General features: G+C 72.0%; 30 protein-coding genes and 1 pseudogene. 20 read left to right on the forward strand and 11 right to left on the reverse strand.

What is annotated here, in order from left to right:
* Positions 1–292 precede the first annotated feature (292 nt).
* From AB0D04_RS26745 to AB0D04_RS26765, 5 genes are all read left to right on the forward strand, one after another.
* Positions 293–475, forward strand: a complete 183-nt coding sequence (locus AB0D04_RS26745; protein WP_362708049.1) for a hypothetical protein — start codon at positions 293–295, stop codon at positions 473–475.
* Between the two features lie 79 nt (positions 476–554).
* Positions 555–980: a major capsid protein gene (locus AB0D04_RS26750; RefSeq protein WP_362708115.1), complete on the forward strand. Its 426-nt coding sequence runs from the start codon at positions 555–557 to the stop codon at positions 978–980.
* 82 nt (positions 981–1,062) lie between these two features.
* Complete coding sequence (locus AB0D04_RS26755) at positions 1,063–1,527, forward strand: major capsid protein (protein ID WP_362708051.1); 465 nt, start codon at positions 1,063–1,065, stop codon at positions 1,525–1,527.
* Between the two features lie 72 nt (positions 1,528–1,599).
* Positions 1,600–1,740: a hypothetical protein gene (locus tag AB0D04_RS26760; RefSeq protein ID WP_362708053.1), complete on the forward strand. Its 141-nt coding sequence runs from the start codon at positions 1,600–1,602 to the stop codon at positions 1,738–1,740.
* Between the two features lie 70 nt (positions 1,741–1,810).
* A complete protein-coding gene (locus tag AB0D04_RS26765; RefSeq protein WP_362708055.1) occupies positions 1,811–2,218 on the forward strand; it encodes a hypothetical protein in 408 nt (135 codons plus the stop codon).
* A 42-nt stretch (positions 2,219–2,260) separates the two neighbouring features.
* Here the strand turns inward: AB0D04_RS26765 and AB0D04_RS26770 are convergent, their stop codons facing one another.
* Both AB0D04_RS26770 and AB0D04_RS26775 read right to left on the reverse strand, forming a co-directional pair.
* Positions 2,261–3,286, reverse strand: coding sequence for a hypothetical protein (locus AB0D04_RS26770; protein ID WP_362708058.1), 1,026 nt, complete (start codon positions 3,284–3,286; stop codon positions 2,261–2,263).
* Positions 3,287–3,424: 138 nt separating this feature from the next.
* Complete coding sequence (locus AB0D04_RS26775) at positions 3,425–3,679, reverse strand: hypothetical protein (protein ID WP_362708061.1); 255 nt, start codon at positions 3,677–3,679, stop codon at positions 3,425–3,427.
* 328 nt (positions 3,680–4,007) lie between these two features.
* Between AB0D04_RS26775 and AB0D04_RS26780 the strand changes: the two genes are divergently transcribed.
* The 6 genes and pseudogenes from AB0D04_RS26780 (at position 4,008) to AB0D04_RS26805 (ending at position 8,802) form a co-directional block, all read left to right on the forward strand.
* Positions 4,008–5,069 (forward strand): ALF repeat-containing protein, encoded by a 1,062-nt coding sequence (locus AB0D04_RS26780; protein ID WP_362708063.1) that lies wholly within the window; start codon positions 4,008–4,010, stop codon positions 5,067–5,069.
* A 140-nt stretch (positions 5,070–5,209) separates the two neighbouring features.
* A complete protein-coding gene (locus tag AB0D04_RS26785) occupies positions 5,210–5,635 on the forward strand; it encodes a hypothetical protein (protein ID WP_362708065.1) in 426 nt (141 codons plus the stop codon).
* Positions 5,636–5,947: 312 nt separating this feature from the next.
* Complete coding sequence (locus AB0D04_RS26790; protein WP_362708068.1) at positions 5,948–6,100, forward strand: hypothetical protein; 153 nt, start codon at positions 5,948–5,950, stop codon at positions 6,098–6,100.
* Positions 6,101–6,151: 51 nt separating this feature from the next.
* Complete coding sequence (locus tag AB0D04_RS26795; protein ID WP_362708071.1) at positions 6,152–7,384, forward strand: hypothetical protein; 1,233 nt, start codon at positions 6,152–6,154, stop codon at positions 7,382–7,384.
* A gap of 366 nt (positions 7,385–7,750) precedes the next feature.
* Positions 7,751–7,891 (forward strand): annotated as a pseudogene (locus AB0D04_RS26800) (aldo/keto reductase); the annotation flags it as partial.
* A gap of 113 nt (positions 7,892–8,004) precedes the next feature.
* Positions 8,005–8,802, forward strand: coding sequence for a VOC family protein (locus AB0D04_RS26805; RefSeq protein WP_362708073.1), 798 nt, complete (start codon positions 8,005–8,007; stop codon positions 8,800–8,802).
* 78 nt (positions 8,803–8,880) lie between these two features.
* Here AB0D04_RS26805 and AB0D04_RS26810 read toward each other — a convergent pair whose 3' ends face one another.
* Positions 8,881–9,480, reverse strand: coding sequence for a TetR/AcrR family transcriptional regulator (locus tag AB0D04_RS26810; RefSeq protein WP_362708076.1), 600 nt, complete (start codon positions 9,478–9,480; stop codon positions 8,881–8,883).
* Positions 9,481–9,650: 170 nt separating this feature from the next.
* Here AB0D04_RS26810 and AB0D04_RS26815 point away from each other — a divergent pair, with 170 nt between their 5' ends.
* A complete protein-coding gene (locus AB0D04_RS26815; protein ID WP_362708078.1) occupies positions 9,651–10,496 on the forward strand; it encodes a class I SAM-dependent methyltransferase in 846 nt (281 codons plus the stop codon).
* 54 nt (positions 10,497–10,550) lie between these two features.
* On the opposite strand, the gene AB0D04_RS26820 is transcribed toward AB0D04_RS26815, so the two are convergent.
* Entirely contained in the window at positions 10,551–11,510 is a 960-nt protein-coding gene (locus tag AB0D04_RS26820) for a methyltransferase domain-containing protein (RefSeq protein ID WP_362708080.1), read from the reverse strand.
* Between the two features lie 102 nt (positions 11,511–11,612).
* On the opposite strand from AB0D04_RS26820, the gene AB0D04_RS26825 reads away from it, so the two are divergent.
* Complete coding sequence (locus AB0D04_RS26825) at positions 11,613–12,515, forward strand: DUF1266 domain-containing protein (protein WP_362708082.1); 903 nt, start codon at positions 11,613–11,615, stop codon at positions 12,513–12,515.
* Between the two features lie 120 nt (positions 12,516–12,635).
* Positions 12,636–13,559: a YihY/virulence factor BrkB family protein gene (locus tag AB0D04_RS26830; RefSeq protein WP_362708085.1), complete on the forward strand. Its 924-nt coding sequence runs from the start codon at positions 12,636–12,638 to the stop codon at positions 13,557–13,559.
* 21 nt (positions 13,560–13,580) lie between these two features.
* On the opposite strand, the gene AB0D04_RS26835 is transcribed toward AB0D04_RS26830, so the two are convergent.
* Entirely contained in the window at positions 13,581–13,892 is a 312-nt protein-coding gene (locus AB0D04_RS26835; protein WP_362708087.1) for a 4a-hydroxytetrahydrobiopterin dehydratase, read from the reverse strand.
* Between the two features lie 192 nt (positions 13,893–14,084).
* Here AB0D04_RS26835 and AB0D04_RS26840 point away from each other — a divergent pair, with 192 nt between their 5' ends.
* Positions 14,085–14,897 carry a helix-turn-helix transcriptional regulator gene (locus AB0D04_RS26840; RefSeq protein WP_362708089.1) on the forward strand — a complete coding sequence of 271 codons (813 nt, stop codon included), beginning with the start codon at positions 14,085–14,087 and terminating at the stop codon, positions 14,895–14,897.
* 4 nt (positions 14,898–14,901) lie between these two features.
* Here the strand turns inward: AB0D04_RS26840 and AB0D04_RS26845 are convergent, their stop codons facing one another.
* Entirely contained in the window at positions 14,902–15,510 is a 609-nt protein-coding gene (locus AB0D04_RS26845; RefSeq protein WP_362708092.1) for an XRE family transcriptional regulator, read from the reverse strand.
* A 172-nt stretch (positions 15,511–15,682) separates the two neighbouring features.
* Entirely contained in the window at positions 15,683–16,549 is an 867-nt protein-coding gene (locus AB0D04_RS26850; RefSeq protein WP_362708095.1) for an oxidoreductase, read from the reverse strand.
* A gap of 198 nt (positions 16,550–16,747) precedes the next feature.
* Here AB0D04_RS26850 and AB0D04_RS26855 point away from each other — a divergent pair, with 198 nt between their 5' ends.
* The 3 genes from AB0D04_RS26855 (at position 16,748) to AB0D04_RS26865 (ending at position 19,064) form a co-directional block, all read left to right on the forward strand.
* Positions 16,748–17,662: a LysR family transcriptional regulator gene (locus AB0D04_RS26855; protein WP_362708097.1), complete on the forward strand. Its 915-nt coding sequence runs from the start codon at positions 16,748–16,750 to the stop codon at positions 17,660–17,662.
* The gene (locus AB0D04_RS26860; RefSeq protein WP_362708099.1) at positions 17,655–17,909 is read left to right on the forward strand and encodes a hypothetical protein; all 255 of its coding nucleotides are present in this window, start codon (positions 17,655–17,657) and stop codon (positions 17,907–17,909) included. Before AB0D04_RS26855 ends, AB0D04_RS26860 begins: the two co-directional genes overlap by 8 nt.
* A gap of 99 nt (positions 17,910–18,008) precedes the next feature.
* Positions 18,009–19,064 (forward strand): acyl-CoA desaturase, encoded by a 1,056-nt coding sequence (locus AB0D04_RS26865; protein WP_362708101.1) that lies wholly within the window; start codon positions 18,009–18,011, stop codon positions 19,062–19,064.
* Between the two features lie 38 nt (positions 19,065–19,102).
* On the opposite strand, the gene AB0D04_RS26870 is transcribed toward AB0D04_RS26865, so the two are convergent.
* Together AB0D04_RS26870 and AB0D04_RS26875 are read right to left on the reverse strand one after the other, a co-directional pair.
* Positions 19,103–20,479 carry an amino acid permease gene (locus tag AB0D04_RS26870; protein ID WP_362708103.1) on the reverse strand — a complete coding sequence of 459 codons (1,377 nt, stop codon included), beginning with the start codon at positions 20,477–20,479 and terminating at the stop codon, positions 19,103–19,105.
* 86 nt (positions 20,480–20,565) lie between these two features.
* The gene (locus AB0D04_RS26875) at positions 20,566–22,671 is read right to left on the reverse strand and encodes a phage holin family protein (protein WP_362708105.1); all 2,106 of its coding nucleotides are present in this window, start codon (positions 22,669–22,671) and stop codon (positions 20,566–20,568) included.
* Between the two features lie 90 nt (positions 22,672–22,761).
* On the opposite strand from AB0D04_RS26875, the gene AB0D04_RS26880 reads away from it, so the two are divergent.
* Complete coding sequence (locus AB0D04_RS26880) at positions 22,762–23,538, forward strand: MBL fold metallo-hydrolase (RefSeq protein ID WP_362708107.1); 777 nt, start codon at positions 22,762–22,764, stop codon at positions 23,536–23,538.
* Positions 23,535–24,200: a VTT domain-containing protein gene (locus tag AB0D04_RS26885; protein ID WP_362708109.1), complete on the forward strand. Its 666-nt coding sequence runs from the start codon at positions 23,535–23,537 to the stop codon at positions 24,198–24,200. The genes AB0D04_RS26880 and AB0D04_RS26885 overlap by 4 nt, the downstream gene beginning before the upstream one ends.
* Positions 24,201–24,211: 11 nt before the next feature.
* Here the strand turns inward: AB0D04_RS26885 and AB0D04_RS26890 are convergent, their stop codons facing one another.
* Both AB0D04_RS26890 and AB0D04_RS26895 read right to left on the reverse strand, forming a co-directional pair.
* Positions 24,212–25,333, reverse strand: coding sequence for an MBL fold metallo-hydrolase (locus AB0D04_RS26890; RefSeq protein WP_362708111.1), 1,122 nt, complete (start codon positions 25,331–25,333; stop codon positions 24,212–24,214).
* A gap of 85 nt (positions 25,334–25,418) precedes the next feature.
* Positions 25,419–26,621 carry an aminotransferase class I/II-fold pyridoxal phosphate-dependent enzyme gene (locus AB0D04_RS26895; RefSeq protein ID WP_362708114.1) on the reverse strand — a complete coding sequence of 401 codons (1,203 nt, stop codon included), beginning with the start codon at positions 26,619–26,621 and terminating at the stop codon, positions 25,419–25,421.
* Between the last annotated feature and the right edge of the window lie 255 nt (positions 26,622–26,876).

The following is a 26,876-nucleotide window of genomic DNA, read 5'->3' on the forward strand; positions in this document are numbered from 1 at the left end:
CGCCCGGTGAGTGTGCGACCGCCCCAGCATCACCAGGAGCAGTGGCGTTGATCCAGCCGTACACCACCTCCGTCACGGTGACCGCCAACCGGGACTGGCTCGCCTCCCGGCATGGCACCGACTCCACGGAATCCATCACCCTCGACCTTTCGAAGCTCGCCAAGGACACCCACTACGTGGAGCCGTCCGCGGTCCAGCCACACGGCTATGTGCGTTCCGGCGTCCCGGTCGGCGGCATCAGCGCCTCCGGCCTGTACGGCCCGTACGACCGGCAGCGGAGGACGGGCGCGAGGTGTTCGCCGGCCTCGTATATGCCGAGGCGCCGTTCACGCCCGGTGTCACCAAGGTGCCGGCCGCCCTGTTCTGGCACGGCACCGTCAACACAGCCAAGACCCCCGGCGGCATCAACCCGGCGATGATCGCGCCCCATCCCGCCGGTGCGCAGTTCCGGTTCCTCGGGGTGGTGAGCGAGTGAGCATCGCCGACCTCCTGACGACGTCAGCGTCGCCGACCTGACTGTCTACGCCCGCGCGATTCCCTCCCAGCAGGACTTCCTGCTCACTCAGTCGGTGTTCCCCGAGACGCAGGTCCACGACATCAAGTGGCGGGTACGGCAGACCAAGCGCCGCGTGAATGCCGCCTCCTTCCGCGCCTACTCGACGAGCGTGCCGTTCGCGAAGCGGCACGCCGAGTCCACGCAGACCGAGGGCACCCTGCCCGCGCTCGGCCAGAAGCTCCTCATCGACGAGATGGAGCAGCTGTTCCTCGACGCGTCCCGCGGCGCCGACGAGGACCGTCTCGTGGAACTCCTCTACGACGACGTTGAGCGCCACGTCGCGGCCATTCGGTCCCGGCTGGAGCTGGCCGCGGGCGACGTCCTCCTCGACGGAAGGTTCTCGCTCCAGGACGAGAACGGCCTGACCGTCGAGGTCGACCACGGCGTACCGCAGGCCAACATGCCGACCGCGCCGAAGCCGTGATCCTCACCCGACGCCGACCCGATCGCGGACGAGTTGCGCTGGATCGACTACCTGGACTCCATCGGCGCTCCAGCCCCGGGAGATGGTGCTCACCAGCCGCAAGGCCTGGTCTCACCTCGCGTCCAACGGCGCCTATCGGGCGGCGTATTACGGCACTCCGGCCGGCGGGCAGACGCCGACGGCGACGGCGACGCTGAACCCGCAGCAGGTCAACTCCGTCCGCGGCACATACGACCTGCCGCCGGTGACCTTCTACAAGGCGCAGGTGTGGCAGGACGACGTGGCCAAGCGGGTACTGCCCGAGGACCGGTGGATCATGCTGCCGCCCGACCGGGCAAAGTGGGGCCAGACCCAGTACGCCACCACCACGGAGTCCCTGGCCCTGTCGCGCGGTACGACCCCGCAGATCGAACGGGAGGACGCGCCCGGCATCGTCATCACTCGAGATGTCGAAGACGACCCCGTTCAGATCTGGACCAAGGGCGCGGCGATGGCGATGCCTGTCCTGTACTCGCCGGACTGCCACATCACGGCGACCGTCCTGTGAGCCCCGCGGCGCAATCCCTCGGCACCTTGGGCCGCCGCCGTCCACGCCCTCGATCCGAGGGAGCGCGTCCCTGTGGTGCTGCTCCCGGGTGAGCAGGTCACGGATCCGTTGATCGCCGAGCAGATCACCAACCCGCGCTGCGGGGAGGACGGACAGCCGCCCGCCCAGGTATCGGCCCCCAGTAAGCCCGCCCGGAAGGCGAAGCCCGCCTAAGGCCGGCCCGCGCGGCGGGTAGGAGCGAATTCCCTCGCTTCTTCCCGCCGCCTACTTGACCAGGAATCATGTGAACAGCGATGTACTGCGCTGGCTTCAGGCCCAGCTCGGCCCGGACCTCAACTCCGATGACCTCGCGGCCCGATACGAGCGTCTGCACTCAGCCAGAGCCGTCGCCCTTGAAGTGCTGCACGAACGCGTCGCTGCGCTCGTCGCCTTGCCGCTGAAGGTCACGGTCAACGGAGTCGCCACCATCGACAACTCCGCCAATGTCGCGGCCCTGGAACGTCGGATCGCCCAGCTCGACAGTGAAGCGACGCCAGACGACACGCCAGCGGCGCTCCACGACCTGCTGACCACGGTGCAACTGCACGCCCGTCGCCGTCGAGAGGACACTTCACGCCGTAGCAGACCGGCTGACAAGCCGCCAATCCACGGCCCCACAACCAGCGGACCACCCGGCACTTCACACGCATGAGGCGTGACGACCGGCGTCACGCCGCTGTAGGCGTCCGCCGTATCAGCGACAGCCCATGGTGGCGGCGACCTTGTTCAGGACGGCGCGCTTGATCGCCGCATACTGGGCATCCGTACCCGAGGCGAATACGTGCACATACCGGCTCCCGCGGCCTTTGGCGCACAGCAGAGCCGTGACGGCATCGCGGTCAAAGCGCAGATCCTCGCCGGTCAGCTTCAGGGACCTGCCGGGTGACACCAGCACTTCGGCCCGGATGCCGGTCGGCGAGAAGGCGTCCAGCGTCGCCCTGTCACGCAGGACGACCGCCGAGAAGAGTCCGAGGCCGTGCTCCTCCTCGCCATGCTCAAGAGCCGTGCACCTGCTGGCCGGGACATCATCCAAGGCGCCGAGCTGGGACACCTCTCCGCGGGCCCACCTCCGTACGGTCTTGGCGTCTGCCACGCCGCAGGGCGACTCTCCTCGGGGTAGATGGACGGGCTTCAGCGCGGGCCAGTCGAAACTCCTGGGCACAGGGAAGGGCTTGCCGCCGCATTTCGCGATCTGGGAGTTGCCGACGGCGAGCAGAGTCCTGGCAGCGAGGTCCGCGGCGGCGCGCCGGTCCGCTTCCGCGCCGGGGACGTTGACGTTCACCAGCTTTTTGCGGCACTGCGGCAGACGGAGCCAGCCGTCCACGCGATCGCCGTTCACTTTGATCATCCCGGGCAGGTCATGGGGCAGCGAGATCCTGCCGAGGGTCCACCACAGATGCGCCTTGAGAGGTGTCTTCATCACGGTGGCCTTTAACCGCCACTCGCCCCTCTGCACCGTGCACTCCGGGTCGCCCCACTCGTCCTTCATCTCCTCGACCTCCCAGGACCCGTCGCCGGGCGGTGCCGCCTTTGTCAGCAGCGACCGGTCGATGGAGCTCCAGCACGCCCGGTCGGGCAGGCCGCTCCACAGCCACTTGTCGTTCACCGTGGCCCAGGCAGCGACAAGCAGCGCGGCCGTTCCCAGCGCGACAACTGCCCAGAGCCGCTTGGTGCGAAGGGCACTGCTGCCCGTCTTCCCCGTATGTTCGAATTCCCCCATGACTGCTGAACCTAAGGCTTGATCCGCTGATACGCCAACCGCCTCCAAGGCCGCTCCCTCAGCTGCGACTGCCGGACGAAGTGCCGGTCAGCGCCACCGGTTCCCCACCGGCATCCGGTGGTGATGAGAGAGACGTGGCTAGTCGAGATGCAGCAGGGCAAGTAGGGCTCCCACGATGAGGAGGGGAAGCCCAAGGGCACGGATGAACGCAGGCCGTACGGACAACATCGGAATGTACGGAGTCTCAAGGCGTCCATGGCTCCACTGCATCTCGCGGTGTCGGTCGGCTGCTTTGCGCTGCACCTGGCCACACCTGCGTCTTATGAACCCTCCGATATCGAACAGCACGCAGGCGCCGATCACCACAAACAGAACCGCAAGGCCAATGCTCATAGCGGGATCCTATGAAGCTGGGCTCGTGCGTTGGCACCGTGTTCGTAACGGTCACAGGAGTGAACGATCAACACTGGGCCAGTCGCGAGTGCTCCGCCCCTCGCGGTGTGGAGGGGCGGAGCGGATTCGAGAAGCAGCCAGCAGCTCGAAGGGATGGATGTTCGCCGCCGTACGCAGCCAAGAAGACAGCGGCTGGATCCGCGTCCCCATCGAGGCGGTTACGGCATCCGTCTTGGCGCGGGCCTCCAGGCGCCGGGCCGGTGACCAACGCGCTCCATGTCTGATTTACCCTGGGGTGTCATTTTTTGGATCTTTCTTAGAAAAATCGGTGTACTACGTGAATTTCCCTCGTGTTTCGGCCGTCGTTGCCGCTGCCGCGATAGCCCCGACCGTCCTGTTCGCCTCCCCGGCGGTTGCCGCCAGCGGTACCCCTTCGGCCGCCACCTCGGCACCCGACAAGGCATCGGACGTGAAGCCGAACGAGTCGGCGGACGCCGCTTCGGCGGAAGAGGACCGGATCGCGATCCTCAGGATTCTGGCCGACGAGAACATCGGCAAGGGGCTCCGGACCGCGGCGCAGAAGGCGCTCAACGGCACCGCGCAGGACATGCGTCACTTCCTCGAAACCGGCCAGTACAAGGCACGCGACGAGGACAACCGCTTTGCGATCTTGAAGATCCTTGCGCAAAAGGACACGGGCCGGGGAGTCCGCGAGGCCGCAGAGAAGGCGATGAACGGCACCCCTGAGGACCGCGTGCGCTTCCTGAAATCGGGCTGGCGTCGAGCCAAGGATGAGGATGACCGGGTTCGCGTCGCCCAGATCATCCACTCTGGTGGTCCGTCGGTGAAGGCAGCCGGCCGCAAGGCCCTGGACGGCACAGCGGAAGACATCCGGCACTTTCTGGAAGTCGGCCAGTACGAGGCCCGTGCGGCCGACGATCGGGTACGTGCCGTCCAGATCTACAGCGTTGGCGGCCCCGCGGTGAAGGCCGCCGCCAAGAAGGCGTTGCGCGGCACCCCCGAAGACATCCGGCACTTCCTGGAGGTTGGCCAGTACGAGGCCCGCGCCGAGGACAAGGCGGCTGAGGACGCCGCCAAGAAGAAGCCCGCGCCGGAGACAGCGGACGACGCCAACGCCAAGCCCGACAACGACGGTAAGGCCACCAAGGTGACTACCGACGACCGGCCGAAGCAGGTCAGCGGTGAGGTCGCTAAGCCCGCCGCTGTGTCTTCCCGGAGCAGCATCACTCCGCCCGGTGGCAGCGGTGAACTGGCCAGCACGGGAGCCGGGTCGGTTACCTCGTGGGCGGTCGGTGGTACTGCCATCGCCCTCGGCGCGGGTGCCGGCTTGATTGTCGCGAGCCGGCGCCGCACCTCCGTCGAGCACTGAACGTGCGATGGCCGGGGCGGCTGCCTTCGTCGGGCGGCTACCCCGGCCACCGTGCCGACGGGCGAGCGTGGCCCGCGAAACGCTGATGGTGGCGACGCCGGGCTGACGGCTTCCTCGCCGCCCGTAGGTAGCAACTGCGCGTGCTGGTGCAGGTCGGACGCATGCTCGGCACACCGAGGCTCCGCATCATGAGCACGTATCTGGAGCAGGAGCCACGCCGTGTCCGGCTTGCCACGAGCCCACACAAGCCCACGGTCATCGAGATCGACGGCCAGGATGTGACTTCCGCTGTGGAGACGTACCGGATCACGCAGACTCTCGACGAGGGCCCGGAGGTCACGCTGTATGTGCAGCAGGGCTGGAAGGGCATGCAGTTCGAGGGCCTGGCTGAAGTGCTGGCGGAGCCGGCCGACGTGCGGCATGTGGTGATCGGGTTCCTCGACAGCGTGGACTGGCGACAGCTCAACGAGGCAGTGCTCGACCGCAGCGACCTGGATGGGGAGCCGGGTGAGCTGACTCGCGGTGTGCTGGCGCAGCTGAGGGAGTGGGCTGCGGGTGCTGCTTGATCAGGCTGGCATAGCCCAGTTCGCGGAGGGTCATCTGCCCCGGGCCGATGGGCGCCCGCCGAATCGATGACGGCTTCACCACAGCCTCAGGAGCCAGGCGCCAGGCATCAGGAGCCAGGCATCAATGACAGGCCCATCGCCCGGAGTTGCGCCGCTGATGTGATCCAGATCATCCCCGCGTGGCCGGTGCATCGGTCCAGCGGGTGCGTGACCCATGGCACGATCATGCCCATCGTTACCTGCGAGTAATGACTCGGCCGTAGTGCCAACTCCCTTCGGCCGTCCCCACGTCACGCTCCCAAGGATTCAACTGTGCGCAAGACCACCAGGTATGCCGTGATACCGGCGCTGGCCGCCGTCTCCCTGCTCGCCACCGGATGTTCGGCGGGGTCCTCCGGGCCCTCCGCCGCCGGGCCGGCCGACCCCAAGGAACCGGTGGCCGCCACCGGGGCCGCCACCACCTAGCCGCCGCTTGCCGTGGCAGCAAGGCCCGCAGGGGACGGTGCGCCCAGTGCCGTGGCGACCCCTGACGCGGGAGGGAAGCCCGCGGCCAAGTCGTCGCTGAAGGTCGCCGAGTTCGACAAGCGGAGCGGACGGGCCGTCATTTCCGGGCCCGACGCCGGCACTCCGCCGAAGGGCAAGGAAGCGACGACAAAGCCGGCGGCGCCCGTTGCCGTCGGGGACGTCATCGCCAGTGCCCCCGCTCCCGGCGCGCCCCACGGCGTACTGGCCAAGGTCACCAAGGTGGTGGGAAAGACCGGGAAGGGCACCGAGGTCAAGACCGCCCCGGCCTCGCTGGGCGCCCTGCTGGGCGGCTCCACGGCAAAGGGGCAGGTGCCCGTCGACCCCTCCGCGGTGAAGGTCGAGCCGCTCGCCCCGAAGGTGAAGGTCTCCTGGGCGAAGACCGGCAAGATGCACTTCGGGCCCAAGGGCGCGCAGCTGCCGCTGGGCAGTCTGCGGATCGACGTCAGCGCCGCGCTCCCCACGGTGAAGGGCTCCGCCGGCTCCGTCGACGCCTCCGCCTCGGGCTTCGTCCAGCTCGCCCCCGAGGTCGACTTCTCCTACGACGGCAAGGGGATCACCTCCGGCACGCCGGGCACGGCGTCGCTGAGCCTGTCCGGCGACTGGTCCTCGCGGTGGGAACTCAAGGGGCAGGCGGCCGCCTCCACCGCGGACGGCAAGCCGCTGCGGATACCGTTCGCCAAGCTGCACGCCGACCCTGTCATCCAGGTCGGCCCGGTGCCCGTCGTGGTCAACCTCGACCTCACCTGCTACCTCCAGGTCGATGCGGACGGAAAGGCGAGCGTCGACGTCGAGCAGAAGGTCAAGGGCGGCTTCCGGATCGGCGGTTCGTACAACCGCGCCAAGGGCTGGACGCCGATCGCGAAGGCGCACATGAACGGGACGCCGGTGACGGCGACCGCGACCGCGGCCGGCAAGGTCAAGGCCGCGCTCGGCGCCGACGCAAGTGTCGGCCTCTACGGCAGCGTGGGCGTGACCGGCACGGTGGCCCCGTATCTGCGAGCCGAGGTGAAGGGCACGGCGACGGGTGACTCGAACGGTACGGGTGCACTCGCCGGCAAGTGGGCAGCGTTCGGCGGGGTCGATCTGTCCGGGGCCCTCTGGGCCCATCTGGACGTCTTCGGCACGCCGGTCTTCGAACGGAGGATTCCGCTCGGCCCGTGGAACCGCGAATGGAAGCTCGCGAGCGGGGAGGGCGCGGTACGCACTCCCACGAAGCGGTCGTGAGCACGCAGCGAGCGGGGAAGGCCACCGGTCACGCGCCGTATCGCTCGTGATCGTTGCTTTTCCCCGGAAGCCTCCTCCGAGCATTGCGTCTCGCTGAGCGCCGACCAGCCCCGTCTTGCCCTCCCAGCGGAAGCAAGACGGACGGCTACGGCCTGTCGCGAAGAGTTCACACCGATGCCGCCGTGCCCGGATGGCCGTCATGGAGAGGCCGACGGCGAGGCTGACGGATGCCGCGCAGCGGGGCCGAGTCGAACGCCCCGTCCTGCAAGACTCCGGAATCACCGCCCGGGGCCCTGTTCCCCCGCCCTTCGCGGCCGCCGCGCCCCGTCAGGCTCCGTTGGCGCTGGTTGACCGCCGGGACGACGGAGGTCTTGCCCCCCGTCCCGGATCCGGGAGAACATCGACGTCTTCGGCTTCGCGCTGGACGACGCCGGTCTGCGCACTCTCGCCGGCCTCGACGCGGGCAACCGCCTCGGCCCGGACCCGGCCACCTTCGAGGTGGCCTGAGGCGACGGGGTCCACCGCCCTGTACGGGGCGGCGGACCGGCTGCCGAGTGGCGGGGCGGGAGGGCGGCGGCAAGTGTGGAGAGAGCGGGTGGTCCCCCATCGAGGAGGCAACGATGCCTGAAGTCACCGCTCCCTACGCGCCCGGAACCCCCTGCTGGGTCGATCTCGCAGCCCCTGACCAGCAGGCCGCCCTTGATTTCTACTCCGGCCTGTTCGGCTGGACCGGAGAGATCGGACCGTCGGAGACCGGCGGATACGCCGTGTGCGAGCTCAAGGGCAAACCGGTGGCCGGCATCATGGCCGCGGTCGCGATGGGCGGCCAGCCCGCGCCGCCGACGGTATGGACCACGTATCTGACGTCGGACGACGCGGAGGCCACCGAGCAGGCGGTCAATTCCGCGGGCGGCACGGTGCTGATGCCCGTCATGGACGTGATGACCATCGGCCGGATGTGCATCGCGGCCGACCCCACCGGAGCCGTCTTCGGCGTCTGGCAGCCCCGCGACTTCCCCGGCGCCGGAATCGTCAACGAGAGCGGCGCCGTGATCTGGAACGAGCTCAACACCACCGACCGGGATGCCGCGGGCGCCTTCTACGAGACGGCGCTCGGCATACAGTCCGCCCCCATGGACATGGAAGGCGCCGAGGGCTACTTCTCGCTCAGCGTGGGCGGACGCCCGGTGGGCGGAATGCAGGCGATGCCCGAAGGAATTCCCGAGGGCACTCCCTCCCACTGGCTGACGTACTTCTCGGTGCCGGACACCGACGCGACCGTCGCCGCACTGCAGGAGGCCGGCGGGACGGTGCTCAAGTCGCCGTTCCACATGGTCGCCGGACGGATGGCCGTCGTGAAGGACCCGCAGGGCGCCCCCTTCGCCCTGATCAACCCGAAGCCGATGAACGAGAGTTGACGCAGGAGCAGACAGCGGGGCGAGCTCGTTCCGGACCGGCCGGCTCCGCGGTCGGCCTCGTCCCGTATCCGAAGGGAGTCAGCGCACGGGCCCCACAGCCCCGGCCAGCATCGCCACCAGCCGCTCCGCCTGGGTGCGCGGGTCCGGGGCGCCGGACCAGCCGGTCATGAGGAGATGGTGGACGGTGCCGACGAGGGCGAGGGCGATCGCGCCGGTGTCGGCGTCCGGTGCAAGGCGGCCCAGTCGCTGTTCGGCCCGCAGATAGGCGGCGACCGCCTCCTCGACCGCCGCGAAGCCCGGCGCACCCCCTTCCAGCGCCTCGCGTACGCGCAGGAAGGCGGCGGGCCGGGTGAGCGCGAGGCTCGCGGCGGCGGGGCCCGCGGAGTCCAGCAGGACGAGCGCGACGGAGAGAAGGTTCTCCGCGATCGTGTCCTTGCCTGCCCGCGCGGGGAGTTCCCCGGCCGCGCGGGCGGTGCGTGCGAACCGGTCCAGGCAGAGCTCGGCGATGAACTCGTCCAGCCCGGCGAAGTGCGTGTTCAGCAGCCCCTTGGCGCAGCCCGCCTCGGTGGTGATCGCCCGCCCCGTCAGCCCCCCTGGGCCCTCCCGCGCGAGCACCTGCTCGGCGGCGGCGAACAGCCGCTCGCGGACGTCGGGGATGGCCACGCCACGCGGAGACATCGGACCTGGGACCTCTTTTCCTTCGTACGGGGCCGGTGGCCGATACCGCACCGTTGCCCGCAGGCCAGCTTATGCGCGGCGGGGGTTGCCAGTATGGGCGCGCGCCCATACCGTATGGGCACGTGCCCATACTAGGCGTGGACAGCCCACGCCCCAGGAGGTCCGCCGGCATGCAGCAGAGCGTCAACACCGCGCAGGAGACGGCATGGAACGGTTACGAGGGCACCCACTGGGCCCGCAATCAGGACCGCTGGGATGCGGTCAACGCGGGCTTCAACGAGGCACTGTTCGCCGCCGCGGCGATCGGCGCGCGGGACCATGTGCTCGATGTGGGCTGCGGCGCGGGCTGCACGACCCGGCTGGCCGGGCGCCGGGCGGCCGGCGGGCGGGCCATGGGGCTCGATCTGTCCGGCCCGATGCTGGAGCGCGCCCGCGCGTCCACGGCGCAGGAGCGGCTCGCGAACGTGACCTTCGAGCAGGGCGACGCACAGACCCACCCCCTCCCGACGGCCGGCTTCGACGTCGTGATCAGCCGCTTCGGCGTGATGTTCTTCGCCGACCCGGTCGCCGCCTTCGGCAATCTCCGCCGCGCTCTGCGCCCCGGTGGCCGGATGGCGTTCGTCTGCGGTGCGGGCCCCGAGGGCAATGAATGGCTGCAGGCCGTGACGGCGCTGCGCACATACCTGCCCGTCGGGGACTTCGGCGTACCGGGCACCCCGGGCATGTTCTCCCTGGCCGACCCGGAGCGCATCCGCGAGGTGCTGTCCGCGGCCGGCTTCACGGACATCACCGCGAACCGTGCGACGGGGTACGGCACCTGGGGCCGGGACGCCGGCGACGCGGCCGCGCTGCTGCTGGACTCCGGCCCAGGCCGCCACCTGACCGGCCAGGTCGCACCCGAGGTCCAGGACCGCGCCCGTACCGCCCTGACGGACGCCCTGCGCGGGCACGAGGACGGCGACGGGGTGCGGCTGCGCGGCACGGGGTGGCTGGTCACCGCCGGCCGCGCGGCCTGAGCACATCCCCGGCAGAACCTAAGGTCTCGGGAAAGCGCCCTCCGACCGCAACCGTCAACGGCCCCTGCCCCGGCCCACCACGCCGCGGGCCACATGCACCGTCTGGACCGCCAGCAGGAAGGCGTCCGGGCGGCGGGCGAGGCCAACCGCGTCGTGCGGGTCGGTCAGGCGGGCGAGGGTGGTCAGATCGTCCGCGTCCAGCTGGTCGCCGTACGCCTCGACGATGCGGGTGAGGGTGGCGGCGACATAGTCGCGGGCGGCGGTGGACAGCGGGGCCGGCAGGTCCAGGAGGAAACTGCGGGTGCACGGGGTGCGCAGGCCGGCGTCGGCGAGGAAGGCGGGCCAGTCCTCGACGGCGTCCACGGCACCCGGCAGCGCCGTACGCATCTGTGTGAACCACTCCTCGCCGGCCGCATCGAGGCGGGACTGCAGCCCCGGGCGGCCGATGCCGATGTCGCGCGGCAGAAAGCGGGGGGCCAGGCCGCCCTCGGCGATGGCGAGCAGACCGCCGGGCCGCAGATGTCCGGCGAGGGCGGCCACCGCACCCCGCTGGTCACCGATGTGGTGCAGCGCCTTGCTGGACCAGATGAGGTCGGCGCCGTCGAGCGCGTCCAGCCCGTCCGGGACCTCGGCGACATGGGTGCGGACGCGGTCGCCGAGGCCGAGGCGGGCGGCGCGGTCGCGGGCCCGTTCCAGGAGGGCCTCGGTCGGATCCACGGCCACCACCTCGGCCGCGGGGAAGGCACGGGCCAACAGGCAGGTGGCGACGCCCGGTCCGCTGCCGATGTCGAGCACCCGGCGTACCGCGTCGGGGCCGGGGCCGCCGGCGGCGGTGAGCAGCTCGCGCAGCCACGCCGTCACCTGCTCGTGGACCGGCGTGTGCACCTCGGCGCCCCGCTCGAGGTCCGGGCCGAGCAGCGCCCAGTCCGGGTGCGTGGCGTCCTGGCCGTGCGTGGGGTGGTGCCCGTGTCCGGTGCGGTCCTGGCCGGTTGCTGGGTGATCGTGATGGGTCATGCGGTCGAGCCTCCGCTACGGATCATTCCCGGGCAACCTTTGTTGCCGGTGCGGCAAACCCGGACTCCCGCCGGGGCGCCGGCCCACCGTAGGGTCTGGCCTGTGGCCACTGCGGGATGGGGGCCGCCGACCGACACGGAGCGGCGGCGCTGCGAAGCGACGGCGCGCGGCGACGGGGACGGACAGGTCGCGGCGATCGCCGGCGAGGATCTGTATCTGGCGGTGCCACAGGAGGGCCAGGACCCGCTGCCCGTCCACCCCGACCCCACGACGGGCGGTAAGTGCCTCCCCGTCCTGACGCACGGCATGCTCCCGCCCTGGCAGCCCCAGCAGTTCCTCGACCGGGTCACGGTCGAGGAGCTGGCGCAGGACTGGCCGAACGACACAGGGCAGCCGGCGGTCAACCCGGGAACGCCGGCCGCCGCCCGTCTGTCCGCGACGCCCGACCACCGCGCCGCCTGGCTGCGCATCCGCGCCCACTTCGGCGTACGGCCCGGCGGGCTGCTCGCCACGCACGACGGCGGCCCGCTGCACGGCCCGCTCGCGCAGGGGCCGGCCTGCGGCGCCCCTCTCGCGGTGCACCACAGCGTCCCGTGGAACGAACTCGGCACCACCTTCCTCGACCACGCCACGGATGCCGCGACGCTGCGCGAACAGTGGTCGGTGACCGACCCGGCGAGCCGGCGGCAGCGCCTCGACCAGCTGCTCGGCGGGCAGTTCGTACCGGCCGGCACGCAGACGGCGCTGCGCGAGCGGGCCGGTGCAGGCAAGGGGGACGCGGACGGTTGCGCACCGCCGCAGGCCGAACAGGCCGTGCTGCGGGCCGGTGCGCGGGCCGCCGAGGTGTACGACTCGTGGGAGGAGTTCGCGGCGGGCCATGCGCTGGGCCGCATGCCGGCGTACGACAACGGCAGGTTCGGGCAGCAGTACGCCGAGACCCTGCACATCCATCGCACCCTCACCCAGGATCCGGCGTCGCCGTGGCGGGGCCTTCCCTTGGGATGATGAGGCCGCGACATCCGGCCGCCCTGGGCCGGACCGGCAGAGAGGACGGAAGCGACATGTGCGGGAGCGCTGTGCGCCGCGCGCGGACACGGATCGTGACACCGGAACCGGGAGACCGCCATGGGCGCTGATGCCTCTCCGCCCGTCACCTCCACGCCACCCGCCACCCCGCCGACCCGTACCGCGCTGCCGACCTGGGCCCAGTGCCGTACCGCGCTGCGCCGTACCCCGGTCTCCGTCTGGCACGACGATGTCACCGACTGGGCCGCCAGCCTGACGTACTACTCGGTGCTCGCGCTGCTCCCGTCGATCATCGTCACGGTGTCGCTGATCGGCCTCGCCGACCCCTCGGCCACCGAGCAGCTCATCAACCAGATCGGCGCCCTCGCCCCGGCCGGCTCCGGCGCGGCCGTGCGTCATGCGCTGATCGTCATGGCCCGTCAGCGCACCGCCGCCTGGATCGTGGTGGGCGGCGCGCTGGTCAGTGCGCTGTGGTCCTCGTGCAGCTACCTCGCGGTCTTCCGGCGGGCACTGCACGCCATGCACCGTACGAAGGACGACCGGCCGCCGTGGCGCAAGGCGCCGCGCATCCTCGTGACCGCGCTGGTGCTGATGGCGTTGCTGATCAGCAGTGCGGTGGTGCTGCTGGTGAGCGGCCCGATCGCGCGCGCCGCCGGGCGTGCGCTCGGGCTGGGCGAGGCGGGCGAGGCCACCTGGAACCTGCTGAAGTGGCCGCTGCTGTTGCTGCTGGCCGCCGTCCTCGCGATGGTGCTGTTCCGCTCCGGGCCGCCGAGTTCGCGCGGTGTACGGCGCGCGGCGCCCGGCGGGATCGTGGCGGTCCTGCTGTGGCTGGTGTCCTCGGCGGGCTTCTCGGCCTATGTGTCATACGTGGGGACCTTCAACCGCCTCTACGGCTCGCTCGCCGGCCCGCTGGTCTTCCTCATCTGGCTGTGGTTCTCGCATCTGTCGCTGCTGTCCGGCGCCCAGTTCAATGTGGAGCTGGTCCGCGCGGGCCGCTTCGTCAAGGTGCCCAAGCACACCTGACCCTGGCGCGGCGCCCGGCGCTCAGCGCGCGCCGTGGGCGGGGGCGATCTCCTCGATCCGGTGCGCGAGACGGAAGTCGAGTGCGGTGATCCGGCCGCCGATGCTGTGGGTGTTGACCGAGACGCCGAGCCGGTTGTAGCCCAGGGCCAGATCGGCATGATGACCCAACTCCTCCTGGATCTGGGCGATATGGATGACCATGACGGCGGCCGGAAGGTGCCCGTCGAAGGCGTAGCGGCGGTGCAGCAGCTCCCCCTCGGCGGACCAGCCGGGCAGATCCGCGAGGCGGTCCTCGATCTCCTTGTTGCTGAGCGGTTCCACCTGGGCGCTCATACGCTCACCTCTTCCCGGATGCGCTGCTCGGTTGCCACTGTGACAGTCCCAGCGTGGCACGGTGCAGAGGCATTCGCGCCGACGTACGAAGGGGCGGACCGGCATTGGCCCGGCATGGACCATTACCGGCGGGTAGTACGGGTGCGGGGCCGCCGCACTCCGTCCCGGCGCAGGTCGGCTACCGTCCCTCCCATGACGACTGCCGCGGCGTCCGCGCCGGAGACCACGGGGGTGGGGGCGCTGCTGCGCGAATGGCGCGGCCGCCGCAGGATCAGCCAGCTGGAACTGGCCCTGCGCGCCGACTCCTCCGCCCGGCACATCAGCTTCATCGAGACCGGCCGCGCCCGCCCCAGCCAGGAGATGGTGCTGCGGCTCGCCGAGCACCTCGATGTCCCCGTACGGGAGCGCAACGCCCTGCTGGTCGCGGCGGGTTATGCACCGGCCTTTCCGGAGACGCCGATGGACGACCCGGCGATGGCGGCCCTGCGCGCGGGCATGGAACGGCTACTGACCGGCTACGAGCCGTACCCCGCGCTGGTGGTGGACGGGATGTACAACGTCCAGGCGGCCAACCGGGGCACCACCATGCTGCTGGAAGGCATCGACGCGTCCCTGCTGCGGCCCCCGCTCAACGCCATGCGGATCACCCTGCACCCGGGCGGCCTGGCGCCCCGTATCCGCAATTTCCTCGAGTGGCGCGGCCATCTCTTCGCCCAGATGGAACGGCAGTTGGCGCTGCTGCGGTCCGCTCCGCTGCGGGCCCTGTACGAGGAGGTACGGAACTATCCGCTGCCCGAGGGCGGGCGGCAGGTGGCGTCGTTCGGCGAGCACCCGCCCTTCGCACTGCCCATGATGATCGAACACGACGGCACCGTGCTGTCCTTCGTCTCCACCATCGCCACTTTCAACACCCCCATGGATGTGACCGTCTCCGAACTGGCGGTGGAGACCTTGCTCCCCGCCGACCCGGAGACGGCCGCCCGGCTACGGAAGACGGCCCGGTAGCAGGTCACTTGCCGGGCTTGTCCCGGGGGCGGGGCTTGGCGCGTACGTGGATGCGTTCGCCCTGGCGGCCGAAGAGGCTGAGGAGCTCGACCGGGCCGTCGCCGGTGGTGCCGAACCAGTGCGGCAGCCGGGTGTCGAACTCGGCGGCCTCGCCCGCATCCAGGACCAGGTCGTGGTCGGCCAGGATCAGGCGCAGGCGCCCGGAGAGGACGTAGAGCCATTCGTAGCCCTCGTGGGTGCAGGGCTCCGGTGTGCTGCGGGTGGCCGGGAGCACCATTTTGAAGGTCTGCAGCGGGCCGGGCTGCCGGGTCAGGGGCAGCACGGTGGCGCCGTTCACGCGCTGGGGCGTGAGGCGGATGCGGGGGTCGCCGACTTCGGGGGCGCCGACCAGTTCGTCCAGCGGGACCTGGTGGGCCTGGGCGATGGGAAGCAGAAGTTCCAGGCTGGGGCGGCGCCCGCCGGATTCCAGGCGGGAGAGGGTGCTCGTGGAAATACCGGTGGCCTCGGAGAGCGCCGCCAGCGTCACGGCGCGCTGTGTACGCAGCCGCTTGAGGCGGGGGCCGACTTCGGTCAGGGCTCGGGTGATGGCGGGTGAGTGCTCCACGCCGCCCATTGCACACTGTGCGTCCCGGAAGTGGCAACAAAGGTTGCCGGATCGGGACGGTGGGGAGGGCGAAGTGGCGGGCGACGGCGCTGAGTTGGCCCGGCCCCGTGGGCGTCGTGGCGACCGCGGCCGCCGCCGGGTGATCCCCGCGGGGCGGCCTTCTCGACGTCCGGCCTGCGGCTCAGTCCTCGTAATCGGTGCCGCGGCTGACGGCCCCCCACTCCGACGTCTCGTCGAGGGACGCGCGAAGGTGGGCAAGGACCGCGTCGGCGGCGTCGTTGCCGAGCGGCAGCCGCAGCGGGGTCTCCTTGGCCTCCAGTGCCGACAGGATGGCCGCGGCGGCCTTGGCCGGGTCGCCGGGCTGCTTGCCGTCGGTGCCCGGGAGGCCCGTACGGACCGGGCCGACCGTGTCCTCGTACGCGGGGAGGGCGGTGGACTGCTGGAGGGCGCCGCCGCCCGCGAAGCCGGTCCGGAAGGCGCCGGGTTCGACGACCAGCACCTTGATCCCGAACGGGGCGACCTCGAGGGCGAGGGCCTCGGACAGTCCCTCCAGGGCGAACTTGGTCGCCGAGTACGCGCCGACGCCCGGGAACGAGAACCGGCCGCCCATGCTGCTCATCTGGACGATGGCGCCGGAACCCTGGCGCCGCATCTGCGGCAGCACCGCCCGGGTGAGCGCGGCGGGTCCGAAGAAGTGCAGGTCCATCAGGTCGCGCAGCTCGCGGTCGGTGGACTCCTCGACGGCGCCGATCAGGCCGCGGCCGGCGTTGTTGACCAGCACGTCGATGCGGCCGTACCAGAGCAGGACCTCGGCGACCACGTCGGTGATACGGGCGTGGTCCGTGACGTCCAGCGCCACCGGGACCACGCGGTCGGGGTGTGCGGCGGCGAGGTCGTCGAGGAACGCGGGGCGGCGGACGGCCGCCACGACGGTGTCGCCGGCGGCGAGGGCGGCATCGGTGAGCGCCCGGCCGAATCCGGAGGACGCGCCCGTGATCAGCCAGACCTTCCCGGTTGCCTGGCGGGTGGCGGTGTGAGCGGTGGTCATCTGCGTCTCCGGAGTTCGGGACCGACACGTGAGGTCGGCCGATTCGGCGGGCGGGCGGGGCGACTTGAGCGGTGCCGGTTCTGCTGTGCCGGTTCTGCTGCGCCCGTTCTGCTGTGCCCGTTCTTTATGCCAGCCGGCGTTCCTGGACGTCCAAGACAGACAATCGACCACCCGATAAAGACGCCTTATGATCGCTGGATGGAGCTGCGTCAGCTGCACTACCTCGTGGCGATTGCCGAGGAGGGGCATCTCGGCCGGGCCGCGGCACGGTTGTATGTGAGCCAGCCCGCCGTGTCGTACGCCCTGAAGAACCTGGAGTCCGCACTCGGGGTGCGGCTCTTCGACCGGCATTCCGGGGGTGTGACCGCGACACCGGCCGGGTGCGACGTGGTGGCCGAGGCCCGCCGTACGCTGCGCCAGGCGGAGCGGATACGTACCGCCGCCGAACGGCATCGGCAAGGCGAGATGGGCGTGTTGCGGGTGGGCTTCGAGGCCAGTGGGGCCGGTGAGCTCACCACCCGGGCGCGGGCCCGGTTCGCCCGTGACCGTCCCGGCGTCCGGGTGGAGCCCAAGCGCTTCGACTGGGGCCAGGAGGCCGCCGCGCTGCGTGACGGCCGGGTCGATGTCGCCTTCGTCTGGCTGCCCGCCGACCTCACCGGCCTGCACGCCGAAGTGGTGCACACCGAACCCCGCGTCGTCGGCCTGCCAACAGGCCACCCACTGGCCGACCGTGACGGCATCTCCGTACTCGAGGTCAACGACGAACCCCTGATGTGGACCGAGCGGGCACCTCGCGAATGGGTCGACTGGTGGGCGGTCAACCCCAGGCCCGACGGATCGGCTCCCCGCTGGGGCCCCACCAACGACAACGTCGAGGAAATGCTGGAGCATGTGGCCGAGGGAGCCGCCATCTGCTTCGCCCCGTCCAGCATGGCGCAGTACTACTCCCGCCCCGATCTCTCCTGGGTCCCGCTCACCGACGTCGAGCCGCTACGGGTCGCGCTCGCCTGGGCCGAGGGGACGGGGGACCCCCTTGTCCTGGGATTCGCCGAGGTGGTGTTCGCGCTCGCGGAGGGCCGGGGCCGACGCAGTAAGGGTGCTGAGCATGCCTGATCCGCCGGCTTTGTGCCCGCGATGTGAACAGGACCTGATCCGGCCGTACCGCTTCAAGGATGACGGGACGGCCTTCTGTCTGTGCGCCGAGTGCGACTCCCTCTGGTGGCCGCACGAGGCGAAGCAGGTCGCCACCGCGCGCTTCCTCGACGACGTGGTGGCGGCGCGGCTCGGCGACAGCAATCCCTGTTCGGCCCGGGTCTGGGCCGATGTCATCGAGCCCGTCTGCGCAGGTCACCGCCCCTGACGGTGCACCCAACCCCCCGGCGCACCTCCGGTGGACCCCCCACCCGCCCGGGGGCGGACCGGCTGTTGGCGCCCGTTCCCCGCCAGAAGACTCGCCCGTATGACGACGAGTCTCCACTCCCCCGTTCCGCCCGCCGGGCCCGCCGCAGCCCCCGGCAGCGACTTCGCGCGGCTGTCCCAGCGCATCGCGGCGGCCGGGCTGTTCCGGCGCCGGCCCCGCTACTACGCCGTCCGGCTCTCGCTGGTGAGCATGGCGTTCGTCGGGGGCTGGGCGGTGTTCCTCGCGCTCGGCGACAGGTGGTGGCAGCTGGGTGTGGCCGTCGTGATGGCCGTGGTCTTCGGGCAGATCGCGCTGGTGACGCACGACGTGGCGCACCGGCAGGTGTTCCGCGGGCGCCGCGCGAGTGAGATCGGCGGCCGGCTGTTCGGCAACCTCGGCATCGGGATGTCGTACGGCTGGTGGATGACCAAGCACACCCGGCACCACGCCAACCCCAACCACGAGGAGCTGGACCCGGACGTCGCGCCCGACATCCTGGTGTGGTCCCAGGACCAGGCGCGGGCCGCCACGGGAGTGCCCCGCTTCATGGGCCGCCATCAGGCCTGGCTGTTCTTTCCCCTGCTCACACTGGAGGGATTCAACCTCCATGTGAGCAGCGTCCGGGCGCTGCGGTCGGCCACGATGAAGCGGCGGGGGGCGGAGGCCGGGCTGCTGACGGCGCACCTGGCGCTGTATCTCGGGGCGCTGTTCCTGGTCCTGTCCCCCGGTAAGGCGCTGGCGTTTCTCTTTGTCCATCAGGCCGTGTTCGGCGTCTATCTGGGCTGCACCTTCGCGCCCAACCACAAGGGCATGCCGACGCTGACCGGCGACGCGCGTCCGGACTTTCTGCGTCGGCAGGTGCTGACCTCGCGCAATGTCCGCGGCGGCCGGGTCACCGATGTGCTGCTCGGCGGCCTCAACTACCAGATCGAGCACCACCTCTTCCCGCATCTGCCGACCCCGCATCTGCGCCGCGCCCAGGTGATCGTGCGCGCGTACTGCGCCGAGATCGGCGTCCCGTATCACGAGACGGGGCTCGTCGCCTCGTACGGGGAGGCGCTGCGCCATCTGCACCGGGTCGGCGAGCCGTTGCGTGCGGCGCGGCGGCGGCCGTAGCGGCGGCCGCAGCCAGGCGGCCGCCCGGCCGGGAGCGGCTACTTCACGTCCGCCGCAGAGAGGACCGCGTCGGCCCCCTCGCCGTCCGTCTCCCCGCCCCGCTCGCGCCCGGCCTTTCGCGCCGCCATCACCGCGTACACCAGGATCCCCGCGAACAGGAACAGCACGCCCTGATAGATCGCGGCGTACCCGGCCCCCGCCACCAGCCAGAACGTGAACCCGAACGCCACCAGGGCGAGGGTCAGATCGCGGGCGAAGCGGGCCGGGCGGATCTTGTCGCGGCGGCCGGTCAGCAGGAAGTAGATCTGGGCGCCGGCGGCGAGGAGGTAGGGGACGGTGGCCGAGAAAGTGGTGATCAGGACCAGCATCTCGAAGACACCGTCGGCGCCGATCAGATAGTTGATCACGGTCAGGGCGCTGGCCAGCAGCGCGGCGGCAAGCACGCCGAAGGTCGGTACGCCGCGCCGCTTGGTCAGGAAGGGCGCGGGGAAGAGGCCGTCCTTGGCCGCGGCGTACGGGGACTGGGCGCTCATCAGGGTCCAGCCGTTGAGGGCGCCGATGATGGAGATCACGGCGGCGCCGGCGACGAGCGTGCCGCCCCAGTGGCCGCCGAACATCGCGTTCACCGCGTCCGAGAACGGCGCCGTGGAGTGCACCAGCTTGTTGTGCGCGACGGTGCCGAAGACCGCGACGGTGCCCAGGAGGTAGACGACGGCGGCGCCGACGGTGCCCAGCACGGTGGCCCGGCCGACATTGCGTTCCGGGTCGCGGACCTCGCCCGCGCTCATCGCCGCGGACTCCACGCCCACGTAGCTGTAGAGGAGGATCGCGGCCGCCGCGGACAGCCCGCCGACCGCGCTGCCGCCGCCCTCGTGGAATGCGCCGAGGTTGTCCGGGTCGAAGAAGAACAGCCCGACGACGGCGATGAAGAGGAGGGGGACGAACTTGAGGACGGTGGAGACCAGCTGGACGGCGCCCACATAGCGGGTGCCGGCGAAGTTGGCGAGGGCCGGCAGCCACAGCGAGCCGAGCGCGACGGCAAGATCGGTACCGGCGGACGCGTGGCCGGGGACAAGGACATGCACATAGCCGACGGCGGCGACCGCGAGCGCCGCGTTGCTGACCCAGGTCATGGTCCAGTACGACCAGGCGGACAGGAATCCGGCGAAGTCGCCGAACGCCTCGCGGGCGTAGACGTAGGGGCCTCCGGTGTCCGGGTGGCGCTGGGCCAGCCGGCCGAAGACCAGGGCGAGGGCGACGGCTCCGACGGTCAGTACGCCGAAGGCCAGCAGGCTGACGGTGCCGAACGGGGCGACCGAGGCCGGCAGCAGAAAAATGCCGCCGCCGATGATGTTGCCCATCACCAGGGCGGTGGCGGTTCCGAGACCGAAACGGCGGGTGTGCCGGTCGTTCATGGCGTGGTGGGGCCTCTCGTCGTGCGCTGTGCACCCGGGATTGCCGGGCCGGAACATCGTCGGCGATCTCGGTCCCCGTACCAAAATCAGCGATTTTTGTCCGGCCGGGTGCGGGTGTCCGGCGAAGAACCTGCGGGGCGACCCGTCTCGCGCCGGAGTTCCTGCACCGCGCCCTCATGGGTCCCGCCGGCCGCCTCCGCCAGCCACCCCCGCAGCACGCCGTGCAGCCGCTCCGCCCCGGTCAGCACCTCGCCGTCCTCCGTCGGCGCGCTCAGCTCGGCCGGCCACAGCAGGAACGGACGGCTCTGTGCGCCGCCCAGCCCCCCGTGCGAGCCGATCTGCTCCTCGAAGGCGTGGACCGCGCCGGTCGCCGGATCGTAAGCGGAATTGATCATGATGTCGGCGACATGGGGGAAGCGGTTGCTGCGGCGCACGGCATCGGCCGCGCCGTCGCCGAAGGCGGCGAGCGGATCGGCGCCGATGACCCGGCCGCTGTCCAGGTGGTGCTCGGTGCCCGCCGGGCCGAGCACCACCGGGCCATCGGCCTCGGAGCGGACGAGAAGGAAGCCGATGCCGGGGTGGTTGGCGAGGGTGCCGAGCAGCGCGGGGTGTTTGCGGTCCAGGGCCTCGCGGGTGATCCGGCCGGCTACGTCGGGGAACGACACCAGGCCGAGGTTGCCGGAGGCCAGCACGATGGGCTGGGAGGTGTGGCGGCCCGGCGCCTCCTCCGGCCGGCGCAGCGCGGCGCGGGCCGCCTGTCTGGCCTCGGCGCCGCTGCGGGTGCGCCCGGCGCGGCGCGGCACCGGCAGCCCGCAGCCGGCCCGTACGAGATCGCCCAGGCTCAGCCCGTACCGCTCCAGAAAGGACACACCGGGGCTCTGGCCGTGGTCGGAGAGCAGCACGATGCGGTAGCGGCGGGGCGCATGCCGGGCCGCCTTGGAGATCAGCGCGACACAGCGGTCGAGGCCGCGCAGCACCTGGTGGGTGTCGCGGTGGCCGGGCCCGGAGTGGTGGGCCACTTCGTCGTACGCGACGAGGTCGGCGTAGACGGCGGTGCGGCCGGCGAGCATGTCGCCGATGACGGCGGCGACCACCACATCGCGTTCGACGACGGTGGCGAAGGCCCGGATGACGGGGTAGAGGCCGCCGCGTTTGACCCGCGGCGCTTCCTTGCGCAGGCGGGTGCGCAGCGACTGGACGATCTCGCGGAGGACCTCGGCGACGAAGGAGACGGCGGTACGGGTGGCGTTGGCCGGGTCGGAGAAGTACGCGAAGTAGCCCGCGCGGGAGCGGTTGTGCCGGCCGCGGCGGGCGGCCACCGACATCACCAGGGCGAGCTGGTCGGCGCCGCCGCTGAAGAGGTTGCCCCGGCTGGCGCCGTCGTCGGCGAGCAGCCCGCCGTCGCCGGTGCGCGCGACGGCGCGGCGCTGGAGTTCGGCGGCGCTGGTGGGCCGGTTGCTGACGACGGTTTCGCCGGTCTCCTTCTCGTACCAGCGGAAGGCGGGCAGGTCCTCGTTGCTGCCGTGCAGGATGCCGAGCTGGCTGGCGCCGGTCTGGCTGGACCAGTCGGTGTGCCAGGGGGTGAGGCGGTGGCTGGTGGCGGCCCAGTGGGCGACGGTCGCCATCAGTGGCCGCTCGCCCCGGGTGGCGTCGTACAGCAGGTCGTGGCCGAGGCCGTCGAGCTGAAGGAAGAGGGTGCCGGGTGCCGGCTCCGGGCCGCGGACGGCCGGTCGCCGGCGGCGCCCGGCGAGCCGTACGAGTCTGCGGTGGTAGGCCTCGTCGTTGCGTACGGCGAGGAAGGCGGAGGTCGCCGAGGAGGCCGCGGACATCGCGGCCGCGACGATGACGGCGGTCTCCGGGGCGGCCTGCCCGCGGTCCTCGGGGATCAGGTCCAGGGCGAGCAGCAGCAGGGACCCGTTGAGGAAGAACACCAGCAGGCCGAGGACGAGCGCGGGGACCAGCAGCAGGGCGCGGACGAGCACGGGCCAGACCAGGGCGCTGAGCAGGCCGAATGCGCCGGCGCCGAGGGCGGCGGTGACGGCGGTACGGGTGATGCTGTCGCCGCCCGGCGACTGGATACGGAAGTCGGGCAGCAGGGCGGCGAGGGCGAGCAGCGTCAGGCTGGACACCGCCCAGACCGCGAGGACGCGCAGCGCGGCGCCGCTCAGGGTCTTCCATCGCGGGGTCCGCACGCGTCCCACCTTATGCCCGGTATGCGGCAAACCTTCCGTCAGCGGGCATCCCGGCCACCGCATTCCGTCCGGAGGGTGGAAGATCGGAGGATGGAGGTCACCTGGTGGGGCCATGCCACGGTCACGGTCGAGGACTCCGGCGTACGGGTGCTGACCGACCCGTTGTTCGTGCGGCGGCTGGCACATCTGCGGCGCCGGCGGGGCGCGCTGCCGCCGGCCGCGGCCGCGCGGGCCGATGTCGTCCTGGTCTCGCATCTGCACGCGGATCATCTGCATCTCGCCTCGCTGGCCCGGCTTGCGCCCGGGACCCGGCTGGTGGTGCCGAGCGGGGCCACCGCCGCGGTGCCGGGGCTGCGCCGGGTGGCCGCCGCCCGGGGGCTGCGGGTCATCGAGGTGCGGCCGGGCGGGTCGGTGGCGGTCGGCCCGGTGTCCGTACGGGCGGTGCATGCGGCGCACGACGGGCGTCGGCTGCCCTTCGGGCCGCACCGGGTGCCCGCGCTCGGCTATGTGGTGCACGGCGCGGCGCGGACGTACTTCGCGGGCGACACCGGGCTGTTCCCGCAGATGGCCGACGAGGTCGGGCCGTGCGAGGTGGCGCTGCTGCCGGTGGGCGGCTGGGGGCCGTTCCTCGGGCACAGCCATCTGGACGCGCGGCGGGCGGCCGAGGCGGCGGTGCGGCTGGCGCCGTGCAGCGTGGTGCCGGTGCACTACGGCACGTACTGGCCGATCGGTCTGGACGCCGTGCGCCCGCACGAATTCCACGCTCCCGGCGAGGAGTTCGAGCGCCAGGTGGCACTGCTGGCGCCGGAGGTGACGGTGCACCGGCTCGGGCACGGTGAGTCGGTACGGCCGGTGGTCGTCCGATGAGTGGGGCGGTGGGTGCGGTGGGTGGGGTGGTGGCACTGGCCGGTGTGCTGGTACGGAGCGCGCCCCCGGAGTCGACGCAGCAGGCGGTCGGCTATCCGTCGCTGTTTCTGCTGGTGGTGGTCGGGTCGTTGGTGCCCGTGGTGCCGACCGGGGCGGTGGTCAGCTCGGCGGCGGTGGTGGCGTTCCATCAGAGCTCGCCGTTCGCGCTGCTGATGGTCTTCGCCATCTCGGCGGCCGCCGCCTTTCTCGGCGATGTGGGGCTGTACGTACTGGGGCAGCGCGGCAGTCACTCCCGCAGCGGCACGCGGTGGCTGGCGCGGCTGCGGGCCCGCGTCGCGCCGGAGCGGCTGGCGCTCGCCCGGCGGAAGCTGCGGGCACACGGCGTGCTGGTGCTGGTGCTGTCGCGGCTGGTGCCGGCCGGGCGGATTCCGGTCATGCTGGCGTGCCTGCTGGCGGCGATGCCGCTGCGGCGGTTCGTCCGGGGCGATGTCCCGGCGTGTCTGGCGTGGGCCGCGATGTACCAGCTCATCGGGCTGCTGAGCGGTTCGCTGTTCCCCGAGCCGTGGCAGGGCGTGGCCGCGGCGGTCGGTCTCACGCTGCTGATCAGCGCCGCGCCGGCCGTGTGGCGGCGCGTCCGGCCGGCCGGCGACGAGGGGGCGTAGCCCGCCGGCGTTCAGCCCTCGCCGAGTACCCGCGACGCGCCGACCGGCAGATCCCACAGGTCCGCGCGCGGGCGGCCGGTGGCGGCCCAGGCGGCGCGGACGCGGTGCAGCGGTTCCAGGGGCCGTTCGGCGGAGAGCAGGAAGGTGGACCAGTGCATCGGCGCCAGCGCCCGCGCGCCCAGGTCCCGGCAGGCCCGTACGGCCTCTTCCGGGTCGGTGTGCACCGGGCGCAGCATCCAGCGCGGGTCGTAGGCGCCGATGGGCAGCATCGCCAGGTCGATGCCGGGGTAGCGGCGGCCGATCTCCTCGAACCAGTGGCCGTAGCCGGTGTCCCCCGCGAAGTGCAGCCGCCGCCCGTCGGGCGCGGTGAGCATCCAGCCGCCCCAGAGGGTGCGGCAGGTGTCGGTCAGGGTGCGCTTGCTCCAGTGGTGCGCGGGGACGAAGTCGAAGCGTACGGGTCCGCCGGGGGCGGGCAGTTCGACGGCCTCCCACCAGTCGAGGTCGGTGACGTGGGTGAAGCCTCGGCGGCGGGCCCAGGGCGCCAGGCCGGCGGGGAGCAGCAGCGGGGTCTCGAGCGGCAGCCGCTTGAGGGTCGGGGCGTCGAGGTGGTCGTAGTGGTTGTGGCTGATGACCACGGCGTCGACGGGCGGGAGGTCCTCCCAGCGGACGCCCACGGGGGTGACCCGGGGCGGGGTACCGAGGATCTTGCGGGACCAGACCGGGTCGGTCAGTACCGTCAGCCCGCCGATCCGGATCACCCAACTGGCGTGCCCGGCCCAGGTCAGGGCGATGGTCGCGGGTCCGGCGGCGGGCAGCGGCCCCGGTTCGAAGGGGAGTTCCTGGATTTCCTGCAGCGACTCGGGGACCGGGCGCAGTTTGCCCTCGCGGGCGATCCGGGCCAGCGCCCGGACGCCGGGCAGCGGTGCGGTCAGCCGGTCGGTGAAGTCCCTGGGCCAGGTCCGGGGCTCCGTCAGGGGGCGCGGCTCGGCGAGCGGGGGCGGGGTGGCATGCGGGAGGACGGGGGTGGCGCCGGGGCGGCCGGGCGGGGTGTCGGGTCCGGCAGGTGGGGCGGCCGGCGCGGGCGGGGTGGCGGCGTGGGCTTCGGCGACCGAGCGCTCGGTCTGTTCGGTCATCGAGGGGCTCCATTCGGGGGACGCGTGGCGGACGCATCAATGGACGGCATCGGGGACGGCGCGGGGCGACCGGGGCCGGGGCGGATCAGCCGTCCGCCGGGGCCGTGAGCGCGGCCAGCGCCCGCGACAGTGCGGTCAACGAGTCTGCTACGGACGGGAGTTGCAGCGGGTCAAAGGCGTCCAGGGCGCGCCCGCGCAGCTCCAGGTCGGCGCCGAGCAGCGCCTCGGAGCCCAGCCGCACCCGCAACGCCCCCGGATCGTCCCCGAAACGGTGTCCACCCCGGGCCGACCAGGGCGCCAACTCCCTTTCCAGTGCGGCCGGTTCACTGATTCCGCGGGCCTCGAGGGCACGCCGCAGCGGCTCGAAATCGGCGTACAGATGGCTGCCGGAGTGCGGCGGGCGGCAGACGGCACCGGCCGCGGTGAGGGCCCGGTGGAGGGCGGCGGCGAGCGTGCCGTACAGCCGGGCGGCCGCGGCTGTTCTGGTGCGTACGGTGTCGGATTCGCCGAGGGCGTGGGTGACGGCGCAGGCGACGGGTCCGGCGAGCGGGGTGCGCAGCGCGGTCAGCGCATCGAGGGCCGCGGTGCGCAGCGCGTCGCCCCGTTCCGTATCCGGGAAACGGGCGATCGCCGCCGGCCAGGAGGCGGGGACGACGGTGGCGCGCAGGTCGGTCAGCACCACGACCTCGTCGGGCAGCATCTCGGCGGGGCTGAGGACCACCGTGTCGTGCGGATCGTGCAGCAGATCGCGGTGCGACTCGTCGCTGATGACCCACAGGCCCGCCTCCGCCGCCGCCTCGCACACCTCGTGCAGCTGCTCGGGCGCCGGACAGGTACCGGTCGGGTCGTCGGCGACGGACAGCACCAGGACCCCCGGCGCCTCGCCGTGCATCCGGGCCCGGCGCACGGTCTCCAGCAGCACGAACGGGTCGGGCATCCCGCCCGATTCGGCCGGTACGGGCGCGTGGTGCACCGGCCGGCCGAGCAGCCGGGCGGGCGGTGCGTACCACTCGGAGCAGGGCCGCGGCAGCACCACCGCCCCGCCGGCCGCGGCGTACAGCGCGAGGAGCAGGGCGGGCGCGCCGGGGGCGGCGAGCGTGTGGATGGGGTCGGTCTCGAGGCCGCGGCGTTCCCAGTAGCCGCAGGCGGCGGTGCGCAGCGGCCAGGAGCCGCCCGGGGGTTCCGGTTCGCTGCGGCCGGCGGCCGCGGAGAGATGTGCGGCAAGGGCCGGGAGCACGGGGAGGCCCACCGGCGGGTCCGGAGCCGGATCCGGGGCGGTCCGCTGCATCCGTACCTCCACCCTCCGCGTCGGCAGGCGTTCGTGGGCCCATCACATGATTGTCGGCTCCGACCACCTTGGCAGATGGGGCGGGTGGCGGCCGGGGCGACACGTCAGCGGGGAGGGGGAGGGGGCGGGGCGGAGTGCGGCCGTATGGGGCACCGGCTCACTCGTCCGTACGAGCCGGGGGGCCGGCCCCTGGGGGGTGTGGTCTGCGGTGGTGCGGGGATGTGCGCGCTGAACGCTCCTGACATGTTCGACCAG

This window comes from Streptomyces sp. NPDC048483 (genome assembly GCF_040651455.1).
Classification (GTDB): Bacteria; Actinomycetota; Actinomycetes; order Streptomycetales; family Streptomycetaceae; genus Streptomyces.